19 protein-coding genes and 5 tRNA genes are annotated in these 17062 nt (G+C 41.6%); 23 read left to right on the top strand and 1 reads right to left on the bottom strand.

What is annotated here, in order from left to right; all coding sequences use genetic code 11:
* Positions 1-247 precede the first annotated feature (247 nt).
* From cshA to CSV69_RS05600, 3 genes are all read left to right on the top strand, one after another.
* Positions 248-1759, top strand: a complete 1512-nt coding sequence (gene cshA / locus CSV69_RS05610) for a degradosome RNA helicase CshA (RefSeq protein ID WP_099692936.1) — start codon at positions 248-250, stop codon at positions 1757-1759.
* A 133-nt stretch (positions 1760-1892) separates the two neighbouring features.
* Complete coding sequence (locus CSV69_RS05605) at positions 1893-2372, top strand: PH domain-containing protein (protein ID WP_085427354.1); 480 nt, start codon at positions 1893-1895, stop codon at positions 2370-2372.
* Positions 2365-3900, top strand: coding sequence for a PH domain-containing protein (locus CSV69_RS05600; RefSeq protein WP_099692935.1), 1536 nt, complete (start codon positions 2365-2367; stop codon positions 3898-3900). Before CSV69_RS05605 ends, CSV69_RS05600 begins: the two co-directional genes overlap by 8 nt.
* A 192-nt stretch (positions 3901-4092) precedes the next feature.
* On the opposite strand, the gene CSV69_RS05595 is transcribed toward CSV69_RS05600, so the two are convergent.
* On the bottom strand, positions 4093-4698 hold the full coding sequence (locus CSV69_RS05595) for a rhomboid family intramembrane serine protease (RefSeq protein ID WP_085427352.1): 606 nt from the start codon (positions 4696-4698) through the stop codon (positions 4093-4095).
* 68 nt (positions 4699-4766) lie between these two features.
* Between CSV69_RS05595 and acpS the strand changes: the two genes are divergently transcribed.
* From acpS to CSV69_RS05495, 20 genes are all read left to right on the top strand, one after another.
* On the top strand, positions 4767-5123 hold the full coding sequence (gene acpS / locus CSV69_RS05590; protein WP_099692934.1) for a holo-ACP synthase: 357 nt from the start codon (positions 4767-4769) through the stop codon (positions 5121-5123).
* Between the two features lie 95 nt (positions 5124-5218).
* Positions 5219-6253, top strand: coding sequence for a LolA family protein (locus CSV69_RS05585; protein WP_099692933.1), 1035 nt, complete (start codon positions 5219-5221; stop codon positions 6251-6253).
* An 88-nt stretch (positions 6254-6341) separates the two neighbouring features.
* Positions 6342-7454 (top strand): alanine racemase, encoded by a 1113-nt coding sequence (gene alr / locus CSV69_RS05580; RefSeq protein ID WP_085427349.1) that lies wholly within the window; start codon positions 6342-6344, stop codon positions 7452-7454.
* A 156-nt stretch (positions 7455-7610) separates the two neighbouring features.
* On the top strand, positions 7611-7916 hold the full coding sequence (locus CSV69_RS17370; RefSeq protein WP_099626193.1) for a transcriptional regulator: 306 nt from the start codon (positions 7611-7613) through the stop codon (positions 7914-7916).
* Between the two features lie 4 nt (positions 7917-7920).
* Entirely contained in the window at positions 7921-8271 is a 351-nt protein-coding gene (locus CSV69_RS05570) for a type II toxin-antitoxin system PemK/MazF family toxin (protein WP_029054722.1), read from the top strand.
* 187 nt (positions 8272-8458) lie between these two features.
* A complete protein-coding gene (locus tag CSV69_RS05565; RefSeq protein WP_099692932.1) occupies positions 8459-9286 on the top strand; it encodes an RsbT co-antagonist protein RsbRA in 828 nt (275 codons plus the stop codon).
* Between the two features lies 1 nt (position 9287).
* Complete coding sequence (locus CSV69_RS05560) at positions 9288-9650, top strand: STAS domain-containing protein (RefSeq protein ID WP_083034138.1); 363 nt, start codon at positions 9288-9290, stop codon at positions 9648-9650.
* Between the two features lie 2 nt (positions 9651-9652).
* Positions 9653-10054 carry an anti-sigma regulatory factor gene (locus tag CSV69_RS05555; RefSeq protein ID WP_085427347.1) on the top strand — a complete coding sequence of 134 codons (402 nt, stop codon included), beginning with the start codon at positions 9653-9655 and terminating at the stop codon, positions 10052-10054.
* 13 nt (positions 10055-10067) lie between these two features.
* The gene (locus tag CSV69_RS05550; RefSeq protein WP_198166242.1) at positions 10068-11072 is read left to right on the top strand and encodes a PP2C family protein-serine/threonine phosphatase; all 1005 of its coding nucleotides are present in this window, start codon (positions 10068-10070) and stop codon (positions 11070-11072) included.
* A 102-nt stretch (positions 11073-11174) separates the two neighbouring features.
* Positions 11175-11516, top strand: coding sequence for an STAS domain-containing protein (locus tag CSV69_RS05545; protein WP_085427346.1), 342 nt, complete (start codon positions 11175-11177; stop codon positions 11514-11516).
* Positions 11503-11976 (top strand): anti-sigma B factor RsbW, encoded by a 474-nt coding sequence (gene rsbW / locus CSV69_RS05540; RefSeq protein ID WP_085427345.1) that lies wholly within the window; start codon positions 11503-11505, stop codon positions 11974-11976. The genes CSV69_RS05545 and rsbW overlap by 14 nt, the downstream gene beginning before the upstream one ends.
* A complete protein-coding gene (sigB, locus tag CSV69_RS05535) occupies positions 11951-12736 on the top strand; it encodes an RNA polymerase sigma factor SigB (protein ID WP_085427344.1) in 786 nt (261 codons plus the stop codon). The genes rsbW and sigB overlap by 26 nt, the downstream gene beginning before the upstream one ends.
* A complete protein-coding gene (locus CSV69_RS05530) occupies positions 12736-13332 on the top strand; it encodes a PP2C family serine/threonine-protein phosphatase (RefSeq protein ID WP_085427343.1) in 597 nt (198 codons plus the stop codon). Before sigB ends, CSV69_RS05530 begins: the two co-directional genes overlap by 1 nt.
* A 111-nt stretch (positions 13333-13443) precedes the next feature.
* Positions 13444-15585 carry a Tex family protein gene (locus CSV69_RS05525; RefSeq protein WP_099626194.1) on the top strand — a complete coding sequence of 714 codons (2142 nt, stop codon included), beginning with the start codon at positions 13444-13446 and terminating at the stop codon, positions 15583-15585.
* A gap of 14 nt (positions 15586-15599) precedes the next feature.
* Positions 15600-16052, top strand: coding sequence for a SprT family protein (locus CSV69_RS05520; RefSeq protein ID WP_099692931.1), 453 nt, complete (start codon positions 15600-15602; stop codon positions 16050-16052).
* 256 nt (positions 16053-16308) lie between these two features.
* Positions 16309-16380 (top strand) — tRNA-Glu (locus CSV69_RS05515).
* A 51-nt stretch (positions 16381-16431) separates the two neighbouring features.
* Positions 16432-16506, top strand: a tRNA-Gln gene (locus CSV69_RS05510).
* A gap of 72 nt (positions 16507-16578) precedes the next feature.
* A tRNA-Lys gene (locus CSV69_RS05505) sits at positions 16579-16654 on the top strand.
* 77 nt (positions 16655-16731) lie between these two features.
* Positions 16732-16818, top strand: a tRNA-Leu gene (locus tag CSV69_RS05500).
* Positions 16819-16856: 38 nt separating this feature from the next.
* Positions 16857-16930, top strand: a tRNA-Gly gene (locus tag CSV69_RS05495).
* The last annotated feature ends 132 nt before the right edge of the window (positions 16931-17062 follow it).

The raw sequence follows: 17062 nt of genomic DNA, 5'->3' as shown, positions 1-17062 counted from the left end.
CGAGCTTTCCTTGTATGTCACGGGTTTTACATTGTGCTGTATAAAAATCTGGACGCAATTACGATAGGTGTAATTGATATGACCCCTCTGCACCCACAAGAATCCTTCTAGAAGATTCTTTTTATAAACCAGAGATGGATATATCGGAAACGCTCCCAACTTTCAAAGTACATGGCTCGAATTTGCCGCGCTTTCATTTGCAGATGTAACCAATTGTCAAATGGAGAAATAAAGGAGATTGAATATTTTGACGAAGTTTTCAGAATTGAACATTAGTGAAACAACACAAAACGCTTTGCTACGCATGGGGTTTGAAGAGGCAACACCTATCCAAGAGGGAACGATCACTTTTGGTATGGAAGGCCGCGACGTAATCGGGCAAGCACAAACAGGTACTGGTAAAACGGCAGCATTCGGTATTCCAATCATTGAGAAATTGGATCCTAAAAGCACTGCAGTTCAGGCTTTGGTCATCGCACCAACACGTGAATTGGCAATCCAAGTATCCGAAGAAATTTACAAAGTAGGCTACGGCAGCCGTGCGAAAGTACTTTCCGTTTATGGCGGACAGGAAATCGGGCGTCAAATCCGTGCACTTCGTAATAATCCAAATATCGTAGTCGGTACACCGGGACGTATTTTGGATCATATTAACCGTAAAACATTGAAGCTTGATCACGTTCAAACACTTGTTTTGGATGAAGCAGATGAAATGTTGAACATGGGATTCATCGAAGATATCAATACAATTCTTGCGAGCGTACCGGCTGAGCGTCAGACGTTGCTATTCTCAGCAACTATGCCAGCTCCGATCCGTAAAATTGCAGAAACTTTCATGAAAAACCCAGAAATGGTTAAAATCAAATCAAAAGAAATGACTGTTGAGAACATTGAACAGTTCTTCGTAAAGTCTCATGAACGTGAGAAGTTTGATGTGTTATCAAGATTGTTGAACGTTCAACAACCTGAATTGGCTATCGTATTCGGACGCACAAAGCGCCGGGTAGATGAGTTGGCTCACGCACTAAGTATTCGCGGCTATATTGCTGAAGGAATCCACGGTGACTTGACACAAGCGAAACGTATGTCAGTTTTGCGTCAGTTCAAAGACAATAAAATCGACGTACTTGTAGCGACAGACGTAGCTGCACGTGGATTGGATATCACAGGCGTAACACACGTTTACAACTTTGATATTCCACAAGACCCAGAAAGCTATGTTCACCGTATCGGTCGTACAGGCCGTGCTGGTAAAAGTGGAGTTGCAGTTACATTCGTAACGCCACGTGAAATGGGTTACCTTCGAATCGTTGAGGAAACGACTAAGAAGCGTATGACTCCTTTACGTCCACCAACTTCTGATGAGGCTTTGCTTGAACAGAAGAAAAATGCTGTGGAAGCATTGGAAGAAACAATCAATCAGCACAATTCAGAAGATTATGCTGGATTAGCAGCACAGTTGCTTGAGAAATATGATGCAAAAGAAATTTTGTCAGCTGCTCTTAAGTCATTGACTAAAGACGTTGATGAGACGCCTGTTAGTATTTCTGAAGAGCGTCCATTACCTTCACGTGGTTCTTCACGTTCAGGTGGCGGTTATAAAGGCGGCAATCGTAGCGGCGGCGGACGTTCACAAGGCGGACGTGGCAGAAGCGGTGGTTCAGCTGGCGGATCTAATAGACGTAGCAGTGGGCCTCGTGATGGCGCAAGAAGAGATGGCGCATCAAGACGCAGCAGCAGTAATCGTTCAGAAAGATAAGAATAGACAAAATCCGGGCCTGCATTATAGCAGCCCGGATTTTTTTGTCGTGAATATGATATGATCGATTAAATGAAACATTTTTCATGTTGTTACGTATGTATGTGTAGGTATTCGAAAAGAGGTGGATCTAGTGAGGCAACAACCTTCAAATCAAATCTCCAGAAAAGGGTTAACGGTATGGAGATTATATGGAACGATTCAAAGTGTTATTATACTGGTAATCGCAGTCGGCGTTGGTTTTTTATCGTATTTTTTTGATTGGCCTGTTTGGATTATGATTGTCGTTTCTGTAGTCGTACTATTGTATGCATTTTTATCAATTTATTTATTTCCGAAAATACGTTGGCAACGCTGGCGTTACGAAGTGCGTGAAGCGGAGATAGAGCTACAACACGGTTTATTCATCGTCAATCGCACGCTTATACCGATGGTGCGTGTTCAGCACGTGGATACAGCAGAAGGGCCAATTCTACGCAAATATGGTCTAGCGTCCATCACGATTTCTACTGCAGCAACAAATCATTCCATTCCTGCATTGGTAACGGAAGAGGCGGATGAACTGCGCAATCGGATATCGACGTTTGCAAGGGTGGCGAAAGACGATGTCTGAACAACGCTATAAACTTCATTGGATCACAGCTGTCGTCGAGACTGCGAAAACACTGAAAGATTTAATTGGTCCATTCATTATTTTAGTCTTTGTGAATGGCTTCAAAGGAGAAAGTACAGCGCCTTGGTATATCCAATATTGGACGTTACTCCTATTCGGTGTATTAATCGTATTTACGCTCGTATCAGGTATTGTGAAATGGCGTCGCTTCGACTATTGGTTCGAGGACCAAGAACTGCGCATCGTATCGGGTTTGTTTGTCAGGAAAAAGCGTTATATCCCTTTTGACCGCATTCAAAGCTTAGATTACACAGAAGGTATTTTTCACCGTCCATTTCAATTAGTAAAGGTTAAAATCGAAACGGCGGGGTCTTCTTCCGGTAAAGATGCTGAAGCGGAATTGACTGCGATCACGAAAGAGGCAGCCGAACAGATTGAACGTGAAATTCAACAAGCGAAAAAAGTGAAGATAATCGGACCTATGCCTGACTTGTCTGATCAAGAGGAATGGCAGTTGTTTCGAGAAACTGAAGAAGAAATTCAAACTGTGCATCAACCAGCACCCGTGATTTTCTCTATGACGACAGGCGACTTGCTCATGCTTGCGACAACGTCAGGGGGCATTGGGGTTATTTTATCCGGTGCTCTCGTGTTTTTATCACAAATCGAAGAACTTATACCGTACGACTGGTTGTTTGGAGAGTTAGAATCGTTCATCCGTATTGGCGTCTTCGTCATCACGATTTTAATAGTACTCGGTTTTCTGATCGTTTGGCTACTATCCGTTGCGATGACATTCCTTGCGAATTATGATTTCAAAGTCATGCTTGAGAAAGATGATCTAATCATAACGAGAGGGTTGCTTGAGAAGAAGCGAGTAACTGTTCCGTTGAAACGTGTACAAAATATTACTATAGCTGAAAATCCTTTACGCCAACTATTCGGCTATGGGGCGGTCATTATCAACAGTGCGGGAGGAGTAGGGGAAGGTTCACGAATCAAACTTTTTCCTTTAGCAAAACGAAACCGCATTATAGAACCGTTGCAGGAGCTGTTTCCAAATATAGACTTTAGTGAGCCAAAAGAGAAAATCGGAAGCAGGGGTAAGCGTTTTTATTACCGTTTTAAGTTACTCGTGACATTGATTCCAATAGCGATTGTCTCGTATAACTTTTTCCCGTATGGCTTGCTGACATTGTTGCTCTTACCGCTAGTTGGATTGCTGGGCATTTGGCAATACAATACAGCTGCATACACGATCTTGCCAAAGCAATTGACGATGCGTTTCCGCGCAATCAGTCGGGAGACGGTGTTCACTGAGAAGAATCGTATTCAGTCGATGGAAGTAGATCAGAACTATTTCCACCGGAGAAAAAGAGTCGCAACCATCACTGCCAACGTCAAATCTGGCATGACACTCGACGCTCCAGCGATTCGCCACATGCCACAGGAAGATGCGGAAAAGTTCCTGTCTTGGTATGAATATCATCCAGAAATTCCAGAAACACAAACAGAGCCAGACAACTAAACCTGTCTGGCTTTTGTGGCTTAATGAAATTAGAAAGGCTGGCATTGGTGTTAGATAGGGGATTTTCATTGCGGACCCTCCATAACGCGTCCGTCTAGAACGCAAATCCCCACCCCCAACACATGTGTAAAACTCTCTGTTTCAATGCAAAAAGCCAGACAAGGACTATTCCTTATCTGACTTTGCATCACACTATTTTTTTCTCCAACTGACGATGTTCTTCGGATTGAAGAAGCTCAGCCCAATCAGGAAGCCGGTGATCAGCCCAGCAATATGCGCTGTCACGTTAATGTTCGTCCCGACAAATGTCATCACAATACTAATGACGATAATCGGTAAAATAACCTGTCTCAACTGCGGGAATGCATGCTTCGTGTAATACACAAGTGCACCAAACGCACCGAACACACCGAAAATCGCTCCACTTGCACCGACATGGGTATAAGCAGCAGGCTGCACGAAGTATGTTGCGATATCACCGAACAAGCCGGCTAACATATACACCGTAATAAAACGTGCTTTCCCTGCAATCTTTTCAAGCTCTGGCCCGAAAACGAAAAGCGAGAACATGTTAAATAACAGGTGCATGAAACCGCCGTGCAAAAACATCGGTGTTATTAGGCGCCAATACTCTCCATTCGCAATGAGGAAGTTATCCCCCAAGCCGAGTAAAAAGAGTTGATCTCCAATGCCGGGAATCAGTGTATAGATAAATATCCCGATATTCAAGGCTAACAAAAATGTCACGACGGGATAGGCGCGAACATATTGTGAAAAGTTTTCTGTTCGTATAAACATGGTTTCACCTCAATCTTCTTTACTGATTATACATAGTATTTAACTTGAAGGGAAAGGAGTTGTTCATTTTGATTCAAGGAATTGGATTAGACATCGTGGAATTGGATCGCGTAGCTCGTTTGGATGGTCGCAATAGTAAGTTTCGAGAGCGCATACTATCTGAAAGGGAATTATACGTGTATGAAACTTTAAGTGGTCACCGGAAAATAGAATACTTGGCAGGTCGTTTTGCTGCGAAAGAAGCGTTTTCCAAAGCTCGCGGCACTGGAATCGGAACAGATTGCAATTTTCTCGATATTGAAGTCATTTCGGAAGCAAGCGGACGTCCTGTACTGTACTTCCGTAAACAGCTAGCTCAAGGGTTCGTCAGCATTACACATACTCAAACAGTAGCTGCGGCGCAAGTGGTTTTGATAGAATCCTGAAGACAGTCAAATAGAAATTAAAACAAGCTCGCATATTCGATTCATCCCTCTCATAAGATAAGCTACCCGAATTGATTGGAGAAAGGATGAAAAGAATGCGGAAAAAGATTATGTTATTAACAGTCGTCGCAGTTATGTTGGTACTAGGAGGATGCGGTAAGCCTTCCAAAGAAGATGTCATGAAGAAGCTCAGCAATAAGTGGAATGAAACAAAAGGGTATGAATTAAATGCCTCGATGGAAATCAAAACAGGTTCAGAACCTCGGGTGTACAATGTAGAAGTATGGCATACCAAGCCGGAGTTTTACAAAGTAAATGTGACGCAATCGGGTAATGGCGAGTCACAAATGATTGTTCGTAACGAAGAAGGTGTATTCGTCATTACACCATCACTAGGCAAAACGTATAAGTTTCAAAGTGATTGGCCTGCCCAGAACAGTCAAGGATATTTAATCGGAACCCTTGCTGAAGATATTAAGGCAGACAAAGCAGCGGTCATGGAAGAAAAGGAAAAAGAGTATATCTTTGAAACGGCTACACGCAATAATCATAAGTCACTTTTACCAACTCAGAAGATTCATATTGATAAAAAGACATTGTTGCCAAGCAAGGTGACGATTCACGATGAAAATGGTGAAGAAAAGATCTCCATTAAGTTCGATAAAATTGCATTGGGTGTAGAGCATAAAGTTGCTGAATATAAGGTGAAAATGGATAAACCGAAAGCGGACGGTGACAAAGCGGATACTGATGAAGGAGCAACAGAAGGTGATGGGGAAGACCAAGCTAAGGCAAATCAACAAACCTACTATCCAGTTGCAAATCTACAAGGTACAACACTGTCAGAAGAGAAGAGTGTAGAGATTGAGAATGGGCAGCGTGTGATCATGACATTCAGTGGGGATAAGGAGTATGTCGTTATTCAGGAACCAGCTGAAAAACCATTAAATGAAATGCCTGTATCCATAGAAGGTGATCCTGTTGATCTAGGATTTGCAGTGGCGGCATTGACAGAACAATCGATTCACTGGGAAGCAAATGGTATGGCGTTCTTTGTGGCATCGGATATGTTAAGCAAGGAAGAATTGATTACTGTAGCAAACTCGATGACAGCAACAGAATCGAAATAATCAACAACTGAAATCAATTGACTTGGCTATGCCTTTGGATAGATAATTATTTTATGCGACAGTCTATCCTATAACGAGGTGGAAAGTAATGTTCAACGAAACGGAATATCGGCCAACACGTGCGATTATTAATACAGCGGCTATTAAGCATAATGCAAAACACCTCATTTCTTATTTACCTAAAGAAACTAAGCTGATCGCAGTCGTTAAATCAGATGGTTACGGGCATGGAGTAGCGGAGGCTGCTTCCGCTGCATTGCAGGCGGGAGCAGAAATGTTCGCTGTTGCCACGCCAGATGAAGCGATGACGCTCAGAAAAACACAACCGACTGCCGATATACTTGTGCTAGGGGTTTCGCCAGTTTCATTTGCAGCGATAGCGGCACAACAACGTATTATTTTAACGGTCACAAGTGCGAATTGGGTAAAACAAGTAAACGCTCAGCAACCGTTTGATAATAAATGTAGAATTCATGTAAAAATCGACAGTGGAATGGGTAGAATTGGAGTACGAACTGAAGAAGAACTTGCTCAATTAGTGAAATGCATTCAACAGTCTAGTCTAACTATAGATGGCGTTTTTACTCATTTTGCACGTGCTGATGAAGATGATCGGGAGCCAACGCGGCGACAGTTTGAACGATTTATGCACCTTGTGAATCGCTTGCCTGAAAAGCCGCGTCTCGTTCACGCGTCAAATAGTGCAGGGGCATTACTGTTTCCTAATTATGCACTAGATGCTGTTCGTTTTGGCATAGGTTTATACGGCATCCCGCCTTCCGATACGGTAGCAAAGCAACTACCATTTAAACTCGAGCGGGCATTGACGATTGAAACTGAAGTAGCATATGTGAAAAGAATGACGGCTGGTGAAAAAATTAGCTACGGTGGGTCGTATGAAGCAGCTGAAGGAGAATGGATTGCTACATTGCCAATAGGCTACGCAGATGGATTGAAGCGTTCGTTAAATGGTCAGGAAGTACTAATTGACGGTAAAAGGGTACCTATTGTCGGAACCATTTGTATGGACCAATGCATGATCCGATTACCTTGTGAATATCCTGAAGGTGAAAAAGTGGTATTGATAGGCAAACAAGGCAACGAAGAAATAGTTATAGAAGAATGGTCTGAACGCTTACACACAATACCCTATGAAATAGCTGTAACGTTTTCCACACGAATACCTAGAGTCTATACGTAATAAAGGTCGAAACTATCTGGCTTAATATATGACGCAATGTCCATACAATTCGACATTCTACTGACCAAACTAGTATTTCTTGTCAGAACACTCAAATCCTTGTCTTTTCATATTCCAATATAAATGGTAAGATAGAAATGATATAGAAATAAAGGGATGGGTTTGTCGGAGGTGCTCGATTTGCGTACGGATAAAAACGATAAAAGAATACTTAGTATAGCCTCGACCAGATTGCAACAGCAAAATGAAGACGCAATCTTTCAATGGGAGCAAGTGCAAGAAGATTTCGTTTATATGACAGATGTGAAACATATCGAAAATGGTGAAGCTTCCTTATTGCGTGAAGCCATGATTAGAGGTTATGTGGAAATGTCGCAGATCAACCTCAACATAGCGGCAGAATGTTTATATGCGGAATTTGAGGCTCAGCATACCGTGGAACGTTGCGTCAGCGGAGGATGAAAAGTTGGCAATTAAACGCGGAGACGTCTTTTTTGCAGATTTGTCACCTGTAGTCGGTTCTGAACAAGGTGGAACTAGACCGGTACTGATCATCCAAAATGATATCGGTAATCGATTCAGTCCCACCGTTATTGTAGCAGCCATTACTGCACAAATACAAAAAGCAAAATTGCCGACACATGTCGAAATTACGGCGGCACGACATGGATTCGAGCGGGATTCAGTCATTCTGCTCGAGCAAGTCCGCACAATCGACAAGTCAAGGCTCACAGACAAAATAACTCACTTAGACGATGCGTTAATGAAACAAGTCGACGAAGCATTGCAAGTAAGCTTCGGGCTTATTAAATTTTAGCATACATATTCTAATAACTTTTATTGCAGATGGTGCTAGTAACCAATGGCTGCTTAAAAACACTATAGCCAACCGGTTATAGTGTTTTTACTTTTTTGATTTTAAAAAAAATGAGTAAAAACATGTAGTTTGTAGAGAAATTCGATACAATAGAGATAATTGAAGATGTAGGGAGGAACAAATAACGATGAATGAAGTCATGAGAAAAGGAATAACCGGGAATATAGATACAATTACAATGCGCTGGGTAGAAGAAATGAAAGAAAATGCTGATGAGCGTTTTTTGGACTTAATGCCAGCTGCGGTGGTGGCAACGACGAGTAGGGAATTCACTGAACTTATGACTTCCAATCTAGCTACCCGCGAAAAAGTGGACAAGGCACGATTGGACGAGTTCACGGAAAAGATCATTCATTTTGGTTGGTCTATTAAATTTATCAACCGTGCTATTGATACGTTTTCTTCAGTAGTCTATAACTTATTTTTTGAAACGGGGATTTTGAAAGATACCAATCTACGCGAAGGTGTAAATATCTTCTCTAACTGGATTAATCCATTAAGGGAAAGCATCATCGATGAATACTCTACAAAGTGGGAGCGCACAGATATTTTGCAGAAGATTGCATTGCAAGAGCTTTCGGCTTCGTTGATTCCTGTATTTGACAAGATCTCTGTCATGCCGTTAGTGGGTACGATTGATACGGAACGTGCGAAACTGATCATGGAGAACCTACTAGAGGGCGTTGTCAAGCAACGTGCTGAAGTCGTATTGCTAGATATCACGGGTGTTCCAGTAGTAGATACGATGGTTGCACACCATATTATTCAAGCGGCTGATGCCGTTCGTTTAGTCGGTGCGAAATGTATGCTAGTCGGAATCCGTCCGGAGATTGCGCAGACTATTGTCACGCTAGGCATTAATCTGACAGATTTCTCAACAACGAGTACGTTACGCAGAGGCATGCAAAAAGCGCTTGAAATGACAGGGCGGACAATTGTGGAGGAGGAAAAGTAGTATGAAGATGCGAATCCCGATTCTAAAGCTAAAAGACACATTGATTGTATCTATCCAAGTGGAGCTTGATGATCAGACAGCTTTACAATTCCAGGAAGATTTACTGAATCAATTGCATAAAACATCTGCACGCGGCGTTGTGATCGATTTGACACCAATCGACTTCATTGATTCATTCATCGCAAAAGTTCTTGGGGATGTTATTCATATGACGAGTCTTATGGGTGCAAAAGTTGTCATCACAGGCATTCAGCCTTCTGTAGCCATTACACTAATTGAATTAGGTATACGTTTAGAGAATGTAACCACAGCATTAGATCTAGAGAATGGGCTAGAGAAATTAACTAGAGAATTGGAGGCCTGACCATGGAACACAGGTCTTCTATAGAGATCAATACAGAATGGGATATAGTTGCTGCTAGACAATTGGGCCGTAATGAGGCGAAGAGCACTGGCTTTGGGACAGTTGACCAAGCTAGAATTACGACGGCTATTAGTGAATTGGCAAGGAATATATATCTTTATGCAGGAAAAGGCAGAATTGAAATAGAGTCTGTTCAAGTAGGTCCACGTGTAGGCTTAATTATTACAGCTTCCGATGATGGACCGGGAATTTCTGATTTGCAAAAAGTTATGACAGATGGGTATACGACTTCAGGAGGACTGGGTGCAGGTATGCCAGGGGTCAAACGGTTAATGGATGATTTTAGTGTGGAAACAGAAGTGGGCATAGGAACCACTATTACAGCGACGAAATGGTTGCACTAGGAGTTGAAGGGTATTGCCACAGGAGGCGGGTAAGCAGTATAAACAAATGCTGGAGAATTATCTGCACTCCAAAGGAGAAGAAGATCTCTATTTGGGACAGCAATTCAGCCGCAGCTTCATAGAAAAGGATATCGCGCCAGAAGATGTTATCAGTATTCATAAGACGTCAATTGAACAACTGATTAAGGATCTGCCATCTGACGTGAGTGTTTCGTTCGACTTTTTAATTGAAATGATGATTCATTATGGACTAGCACTAAAAGAACATCAGAGTTTGATTCGCAAACAGGAAATCATTCAAACAGAGATGGATATTGCGGTTCGTGTACAAAATACGTTGTTGCAGACAACGACCCCCCAAGTCGAGGGTCTAGATATAGGCTGGACGTCAAAGCCGTCTAAGCAAATGAATGGGGACTATGTCTACTTCCTGAATGATAATACACATGAGGTATGTCTAGCGGTAGCAGATATTATCGGAAAGGGTATGTCCGCTGCTATGCATATGTCCATGGTCAAGTTTGGGATGGACAGTTTGCGATATGAACAGAGAAGTCCTTCCGAAGTGCTAAGCTTCATCAATAAAATGGTGGAGCGAAGTATTGCCGATACGATGTTTATTTCTATGTTCTATGGAAAATATGACACGGAAAGCTCTGTGTTCCGCCATTCATCTGCTGGTCATGAACCTGCGTTATTTTATCGCGCATCCGAGAATAACTTCAGTTTGCTTGAGAGCAAAGGGTTATTGCTAGGAGTACAAGAAGATGCAAAGTACGAAGAACGTACAGTACGTCTTGAAAATGGTGACTTCGTCGCAATCATGACAGATGGCGTAACAGAAACGAGAACGGAAAAAGGATTTATAGAAATGGATGTCATCCAGGATTTGCTATGTGACGTACGCGCGGAAAGTGCTCAAACCATGGTAGATCATTTATTTAGTGAGCTCTCTAAAATGCAGAATTATGAATTGCATGATGACTTTACTCTAGTTATTTTGAAAAAAACAAAATAAAGGTTTAGAAAATAAGGGAATGGGTATAAAACAAGGAGTGTATAGCAAGTTAGGTTACGCTTTACATTCTAAGAAAATAGAGAAATCGATCGGGGTGGCGAAATGAATTTACAAGTTGAGCAAGTGGATAAAGATCTTGTGCATAATTTTAAGGTTATCGGTGAAATCGATATATATACAGCACCAAAGCTAAAAGAGCATTTGACTAATTTAGACTTGGCTGAAGGAATTGAAGTTGAATTGGATTTGTCTGAAGTCAACTATATGGATAGTACTGGTCTAGGTGTATTTGTTGGATTTTATAAGGAAGTAAAAGCGCACAATGGAAAATTGGTTATCAAAGGATTAAACCAACGCCTTTATCGATTGTTTGAAATTACTGGCCTTAGTGAGATTATGGAGATAGAACAGTCTAAAGGTGGCGAAGATAATGCAAGCGTTTGATTACATCGAAATAAAAGTTCCGGCAAAACCTCAATACGTTGGTGTAGCTCGATTAGCCATATCGGGGCTTGCAAGCCGCATTGGATTTACATACGATGAAATTGAAGATTTGAAAATTGCTGCAAGTGAAGCAGTAACAAATGCTGTCCAGCACGCGTACAATGACGAAAAAACAGGTGAAGTAATTTTAGGCTGCGCCCTTTATAAAGATCGCCTAGAAATTGTCGTCACGGATCATGGTCAAAGTTTCGATTTTGAAGAAACGAAGAAAAAGGTCGGTCCCTATCAAGATTGGAATGAAGAATCACCTCTTAGAGAAGGTGGCTTAGGACTATATTTGATGGAGACTTTAATGGACGAAGTCAAAGTTGACCACGGGGAGGGTGTCATTGTTTTCATGACCAAATATTTGGGCAGAGAGCGGGGAGAAGACCATGTCAAATCAACAGTCTTCTCGTGATAACGAAACAAAGGAACAGGTCATTCAATGGATACATGACTATCAGGAGAATAATGACGACCATGCACAAACACAACTAGTCCTGCATTATGAGCGACTGGTGCACTCTATTGCGCGCAAATATTCACGCGGGCAATCACACCATGAGGATATTGTACAAGCAGGAATGCTTGGACTTTTAGGCGCAATTAGAAGATACGATCCTGAGCAAGGACGTAACTTCGAAGCGTTTGCTGTGCCGACAATCATCGGGGAAATCAAACGATTTCTTCGTGATAAGACATGGGCTGTTCACGTGCCGCGCCGAATTAAGGAATTGGGTCCGAAAATCAAAGCAGCCGTGGAAATATTAACGACTGAATTTCAACGTTCACCAATGGTTTATGAAATAGCAGAATATCTAGGTACCGACGAAGAATTAGTTCTTGAAGCGATGGAAATGGGCAGAAGTTATCAAGCTCTGTCAATTGACCATACTTTGGATGCGGATTCAGAGGGCGGGACGATCACACTGCTTGATATTATTGGTGAGACGGATGACGGTTTTGAAAAAACAGATCAACGCATGCTTGTATTAAACGCCCTAAACGTTCTAAGTGAACGGGAACGTCAGATTATCCAGTATACATATATCGATCAGATGAGCCAGAAAGAAGCTGGTGAATTACTGGATATTTCCCAAATGCACGTTTCCCGTCTTCAACGTAAAGCGATTAAAAAGCTACAAGAAGTAATCTTAACGAGTGGTGGTGCAAATTAGTGGAAACTTTTGAGAATGACTATGTAGAGGCATATATATATCAACAGTCCAAAAAGGGTAATAAAGATTCTGGGGATGCATACTACATTCATTCAGAAGAAGATTATTTCATTTGTGCTATTGCAGACGGTTTGGGTAGTGGAACAGAAGCGAAAGAATCAGCTGAAATAATTCCACAAGTCTTAAAACTCTATCATCATGAATCACCTGACGATTTGTTGCACCGCTGCAATAAAAAGATGTTGCATAAACGAGGTGCTGCAGTTGGGATTGTAAAAGTGTATTTCGAACAACAAACCCTGGAATATAGTTGTGTTGGTAACATCCGTATCTATATCCTGCAATCAAGTGGTCAGATGATTTATCCTTTGCCAGTCATGGGATATCTATCGGGCAGACCACAATCACCGCGTACGCAAAGATATCCTTATAATAAGAATGATCGATTCTTCCTTCATTCTGATGGCGTAAACTTACGCAGTCCTAAAAAGTATCTACAAGAAAACTCTACTCCGTACCAATTGTACAAAAAAGTTGAAGGTACAATTGAAGATAACGATGATGCCACATTCATCTCAGCTAGCCTGCTTCATTAAATTGAAGCGGCTTTTTTGTGTCAAAAAATAAAAGGTTGCAGAAGGAAACTGTTTTCGAAACATGCTATTATATGGAAAGAAGAAGGGGTGGTTAAATTGTCAAGAGATCTTATGGAAGCAACTGCAAGCAGAGCAGGAATTGGTAAACGCCAAACTGCAAGCGTTATCGCATTGTTGGAAGAAGGCAACACAGTACCTTTTATTGCGCGTTATAGAAAAGAAGCAACGGGTTCACTCGATGAAGTGCAGATCAAAGATATTGAAGATGCTTATCATTATATAAAATCGCTTGAACAGCGAAAAGAAGAAGTTCTTCGTTTAATAGAAGAACAAGGTAAACTGGACGATACGTTAAAAGCTGAGATAGAGCGTGCGAGTGTATTGCAACGAATCGAAGACTTATATCGCCCTTATAAACAAAAAAGACGTACGAAGGCAATGATTGCGATTGAAAACGGTCTAGAGCCACTGGCTGACCAACTCATGCAACAGTCGTCTGCGAACATTGAGACTGTTGCGCAAACTTATATTAATCCTGAAAAAGAAATCCATTCAATAGAAGATGCTCTAGAAGGAGCAAAGTTTATCGTTGCAGAAAGAGTATCGGAAGACGCAACGATGCGTGAGAAAATACGTAAAATCACATGGGCATCTGGGAAGTTAACTGCAATCTTGAAAAAGGATGCGGAAGATGAAAGAAAAGTCTTCGAAAACTACTATGAATATGAAGAACCTCTTAACAAGATCGTACCTCATCGCGTTCTAGCTATTAACCGCGGGGAGAAAGAAGATGTATTGCGTGTAGGCGTAAGTTTCCCTACAGATCGCATTATCGGTGATTTAGAACGTACGTATCTTAAAAGACACCCTTCTACTTCAGCAACTTATATAAAAGAAGCGCTTGAAGATTCATTTAAACGTCTAATCGCACCTTCAATAGAAAGAGAAGTTCGTACAGCCCTGACTGAAAAGGCTGAAACACAAGCTATTCATGTATTTTCCGAGAATCTGCGTAGTCTATTACTGCAACCGCCGCTAAAGGGTAGAACAGTACTCGGTGTAGATCCAGCGTTCAGAACAGGTTGTAAACTAGCCGTGGTAGATGAAACAGGGAAACTCCAAGATATCTCTGTTATTTATCCGCATCCGCCGAAACCTCAGAAAGATGCATCCAAGAAAGTAATTCTGGATTTGCTTAAAAAGTATCCGATTTCCATCATCGCGATCGGTAATGGTACCGCGTCACGGGAAACGGAAAAGTTCATCGTGGATTTAATTAAGGAAGTGAAAGAGCCGGTTTCGTATGTAATCGTTAATGAAGCGGGGGCAAGTGTGTATTCAGCTTCTGCAAAAGCGCGGGAAGAGTTCCCAGACTTACAAGTGGAACAGAGAAGTGCGGTATCCATTGCGCGCCGACTACAAGATCCGTTATCAGAACTTGTGAAAATAGATCCAGAATCTATTGGCGTTGGGCAATACCAACACGATGTAGCAAAAAAGAATCTAACGGACTCACTTTCATTTGTTGTAGAAACAGCGGTTAACCGAGTTGGGGTTAATGTCAACACTGCTTCATCGTCGTTGTTGCAATATGTTTCAGGCCTATCTAAAACAGTGGCGGAGAATATAGTCAAAGCGAGAGAAGAAGTAGGGAAGTTTACAAAACGCACAGAATTGAAGAAGGTCCCAAGACTAGGAGCGAAAACTTATGAACAGGCAATTGGCTTCTTGCGTATACCGGAATCAAAAGAACGTTTTGACTCGACAGGGATTCACCCCGAGAGCTATAAAGTTGCAGAAGCGGTATTGAAAGAGCTGAAACTTACTAAGTCTCAGTTAGGTACTGAAGAAGCGACAACTGCACTTGGACAAGTGGATATTGCACAACTTGCTGTACAGTTGGATGTAGGGGAAATCACGCTTCAAGATATTATTCAAACATTGCAGCGTCCAAATCGCGATCCACGTGATGATTATCCTCAGCCTTTACTGAAAGCAGATGTCCTCGATATCAAAGACGTGCATGAAGGTATGGAACTACAAGGAACTGTCCGTAACGTAGTGGACTTTGGTGCATTTGTAGATATTGGCGTTTCAGAAGATGGATTAGTACACATATCTAAAATGAAAAATGGCTTTGTAAAGCATCCTTTAGACGTAGTAGCATCCGGAGATATTGTTACAGTATGGATAGACTCTGTAGATCGTAAAAAAGGACGTATCGCGTTATCTATGCTTCCTCTTAAGAAATAAAGGAGAGAATCAGCATGTCAGAAGAATATTTACAGCAGCTGGTTGAGCAAATCTCATTGGAAATCTTTTATAAACCGTTTGTCCATCAAGCAATTTTTAATAGCAGACTGCGGACAACGGGTGGTCGCTATAAGTTAAGCAATCATTTTATAGAGATTAATCCGTTAGTTATTGAACTTCATGATGAGGAAGAATTAATCGGGATCATTAAACATGAACTTTGCCATTATCACCTTCATATAGAAGGTAAGGGATATAAACATGGGGATCCAGACTTTAAAGAGCTACTTAGAGAGACAAATTCACCTCGACATTGTAAGCCGCTTGCGGAACGCAGAGCGAAAAGTACGATTATCCATTTATATCGTTGTACGGCTTGCGGATTGGATTATCCAAGGCGCAGAAGAATGGATTGCACGAAATATCGCTGTGGGAAATGTGCAGGGAAGATAGAAAAGGTTAAATGAAACGCAAAAGGTATGCAATCGTTGCGATTGCATACCTTTTGTATTTATTGAGATATGGTAGCGGTGAACGGCTTTTTAATAATAAAGTAGATATGGTAAAAGGCTGTTATACCAACGTTTAATAGACTATAGAAAAGTTATTTAAAAAAGATTGATGAAAAAGGTTGACGGATAAGAGAACCCTGTCTATAATAGTAAAAGTCGACTAAGACAAGCGCAACAAACGATTCGCTTGATGAAGCGTCAATGTAATTACGGCCCCTTGGTCAAGCGGTTAAGACACCGCCCTTTCACGGCGGTATCACGGGTTCGAATCCCGTAGGGGTCACTTTTAGAAAATGAACAAATCCCTGGAGACTTGATAACAGGTTATCATTGATGGGGTATAGCCAAGCGGTAAGGCAACGGACTTTGACTCCGTCACTCGTTGGTTCGAATCCAGCTACCCCAGCCATTTTTATTACGTAGTGTACGCGATAAAGAGATCAAAGGTATGTAGGACAGTTTGTTCCTTTCATTATAATACGAGCCGTTAGCTCAGTTGGTAGAGCATCTGACTTTTAATCAGAGGGTCACAGGTTCGAATCCTGTACGGCTCACCATTCATTTTAAAAAGTTTTGATAAAGTTCTTGACTTATTAAACTGAAGGTGTATACTAGTAATTGTCGCTGAAACAAAGCGGTAGTGGCGGAATGGCAGACGCGCTAGGTTGAGGGCCTAGTGGGGGTTAACCCCGTGGAGGTTCAAATCCTCTTTACCGCACCAAACGTTCTCACTATAACAATTTAAAATACAACTTACACGCGGGTATAGTTTAGTGGTAAAACCTCAGCCTTCCAAGCTGATGATGGGAGTTCGATTCTCCCTACCCGCTCCATTATTTTTTAAAAGCAAATGAACCTTGAAAACTGAACAGCAAAACGTTAACGAAATACAGTTTGTGCCTGGCTTGCCAGTGACACAAACAAAATGAGTATCTTAATTGATGCCAGCAAATGAAACTCGAGCT

Origin of the sequence: Sporosarcina sp. P26b, from assembly GCF_002743245.1 — a bacterium.
Lineage (GTDB): Bacteria > Bacillota > Bacilli > Bacillales_A > Planococcaceae > Sporosarcina > Sporosarcina ureae_C.
This window is presented reverse-complemented; position numbering and strand designations above follow the sequence as displayed.

Excerpts from the sequence above, each read along its gene's own strand:
- CSV69_RS05600 (WP_099692935.1), top strand. The coding sequence starts at position 2,365 with ATGTCTGAACAACGCTATAAACTTCATTGGATCACAGCTGTCGTCGAG.
- CSV69_RS05595 (WP_085427352.1), bottom strand. The coding sequence starts at position 4,698 with ATGTTTATACGAACAGAAAACTTTTCACAATATGTTCGCGCCTATCCC.
- CSV69_RS05585 (WP_099692933.1), top strand. The coding sequence starts at position 5,219 with ATGCGGAAAAAGATTATGTTATTAACAGTCGTCGCAGTTATGTTGGTA.
- alr (WP_085427349.1), top strand. The coding sequence starts at position 6,342 with ATGTTCAACGAAACGGAATATCGGCCAACACGTGCGATTATTAATACA.
- CSV69_RS17370 (WP_099626193.1), top strand. The coding sequence starts at position 7,611 with ATGGGTTTGTCGGAGGTGCTCGATTTGCGTACGGATAAAAACGATAAA.
- CSV69_RS05565 (WP_099692932.1), top strand. The coding sequence starts at position 8,459 with ATGAATGAAGTCATGAGAAAAGGAATAACCGGGAATATAGATACAATT.
- CSV69_RS05560 (WP_083034138.1), top strand. The coding sequence starts at position 9,288 with ATGAAGATGCGAATCCCGATTCTAAAGCTAAAAGACACATTGATTGTA.
- CSV69_RS05555 (WP_085427347.1), top strand. The coding sequence starts at position 9,653 with ATGGAACACAGGTCTTCTATAGAGATCAATACAGAATGGGATATAGTT.
- CSV69_RS05545 (WP_085427346.1), top strand. The coding sequence starts at position 11,175 with ATGAATTTACAAGTTGAGCAAGTGGATAAAGATCTTGTGCATAATTTT.
- rsbW (WP_085427345.1), top strand. The coding sequence starts at position 11,503 with ATGCAAGCGTTTGATTACATCGAAATAAAAGTTCCGGCAAAACCTCAA.
- sigB (WP_085427344.1), top strand. The coding sequence starts at position 11,951 with ATGTCAAATCAACAGTCTTCTCGTGATAACGAAACAAAGGAACAGGTC.
- CSV69_RS05525 (WP_099626194.1), top strand. The coding sequence starts at position 13,444 with ATGGAAGCAACTGCAAGCAGAGCAGGAATTGGTAAACGCCAAACTGCA.
- CSV69_RS05520 (WP_099692931.1), top strand. The coding sequence starts at position 15,600 with ATGTCAGAAGAATATTTACAGCAGCTGGTTGAGCAAATCTCATTGGAA.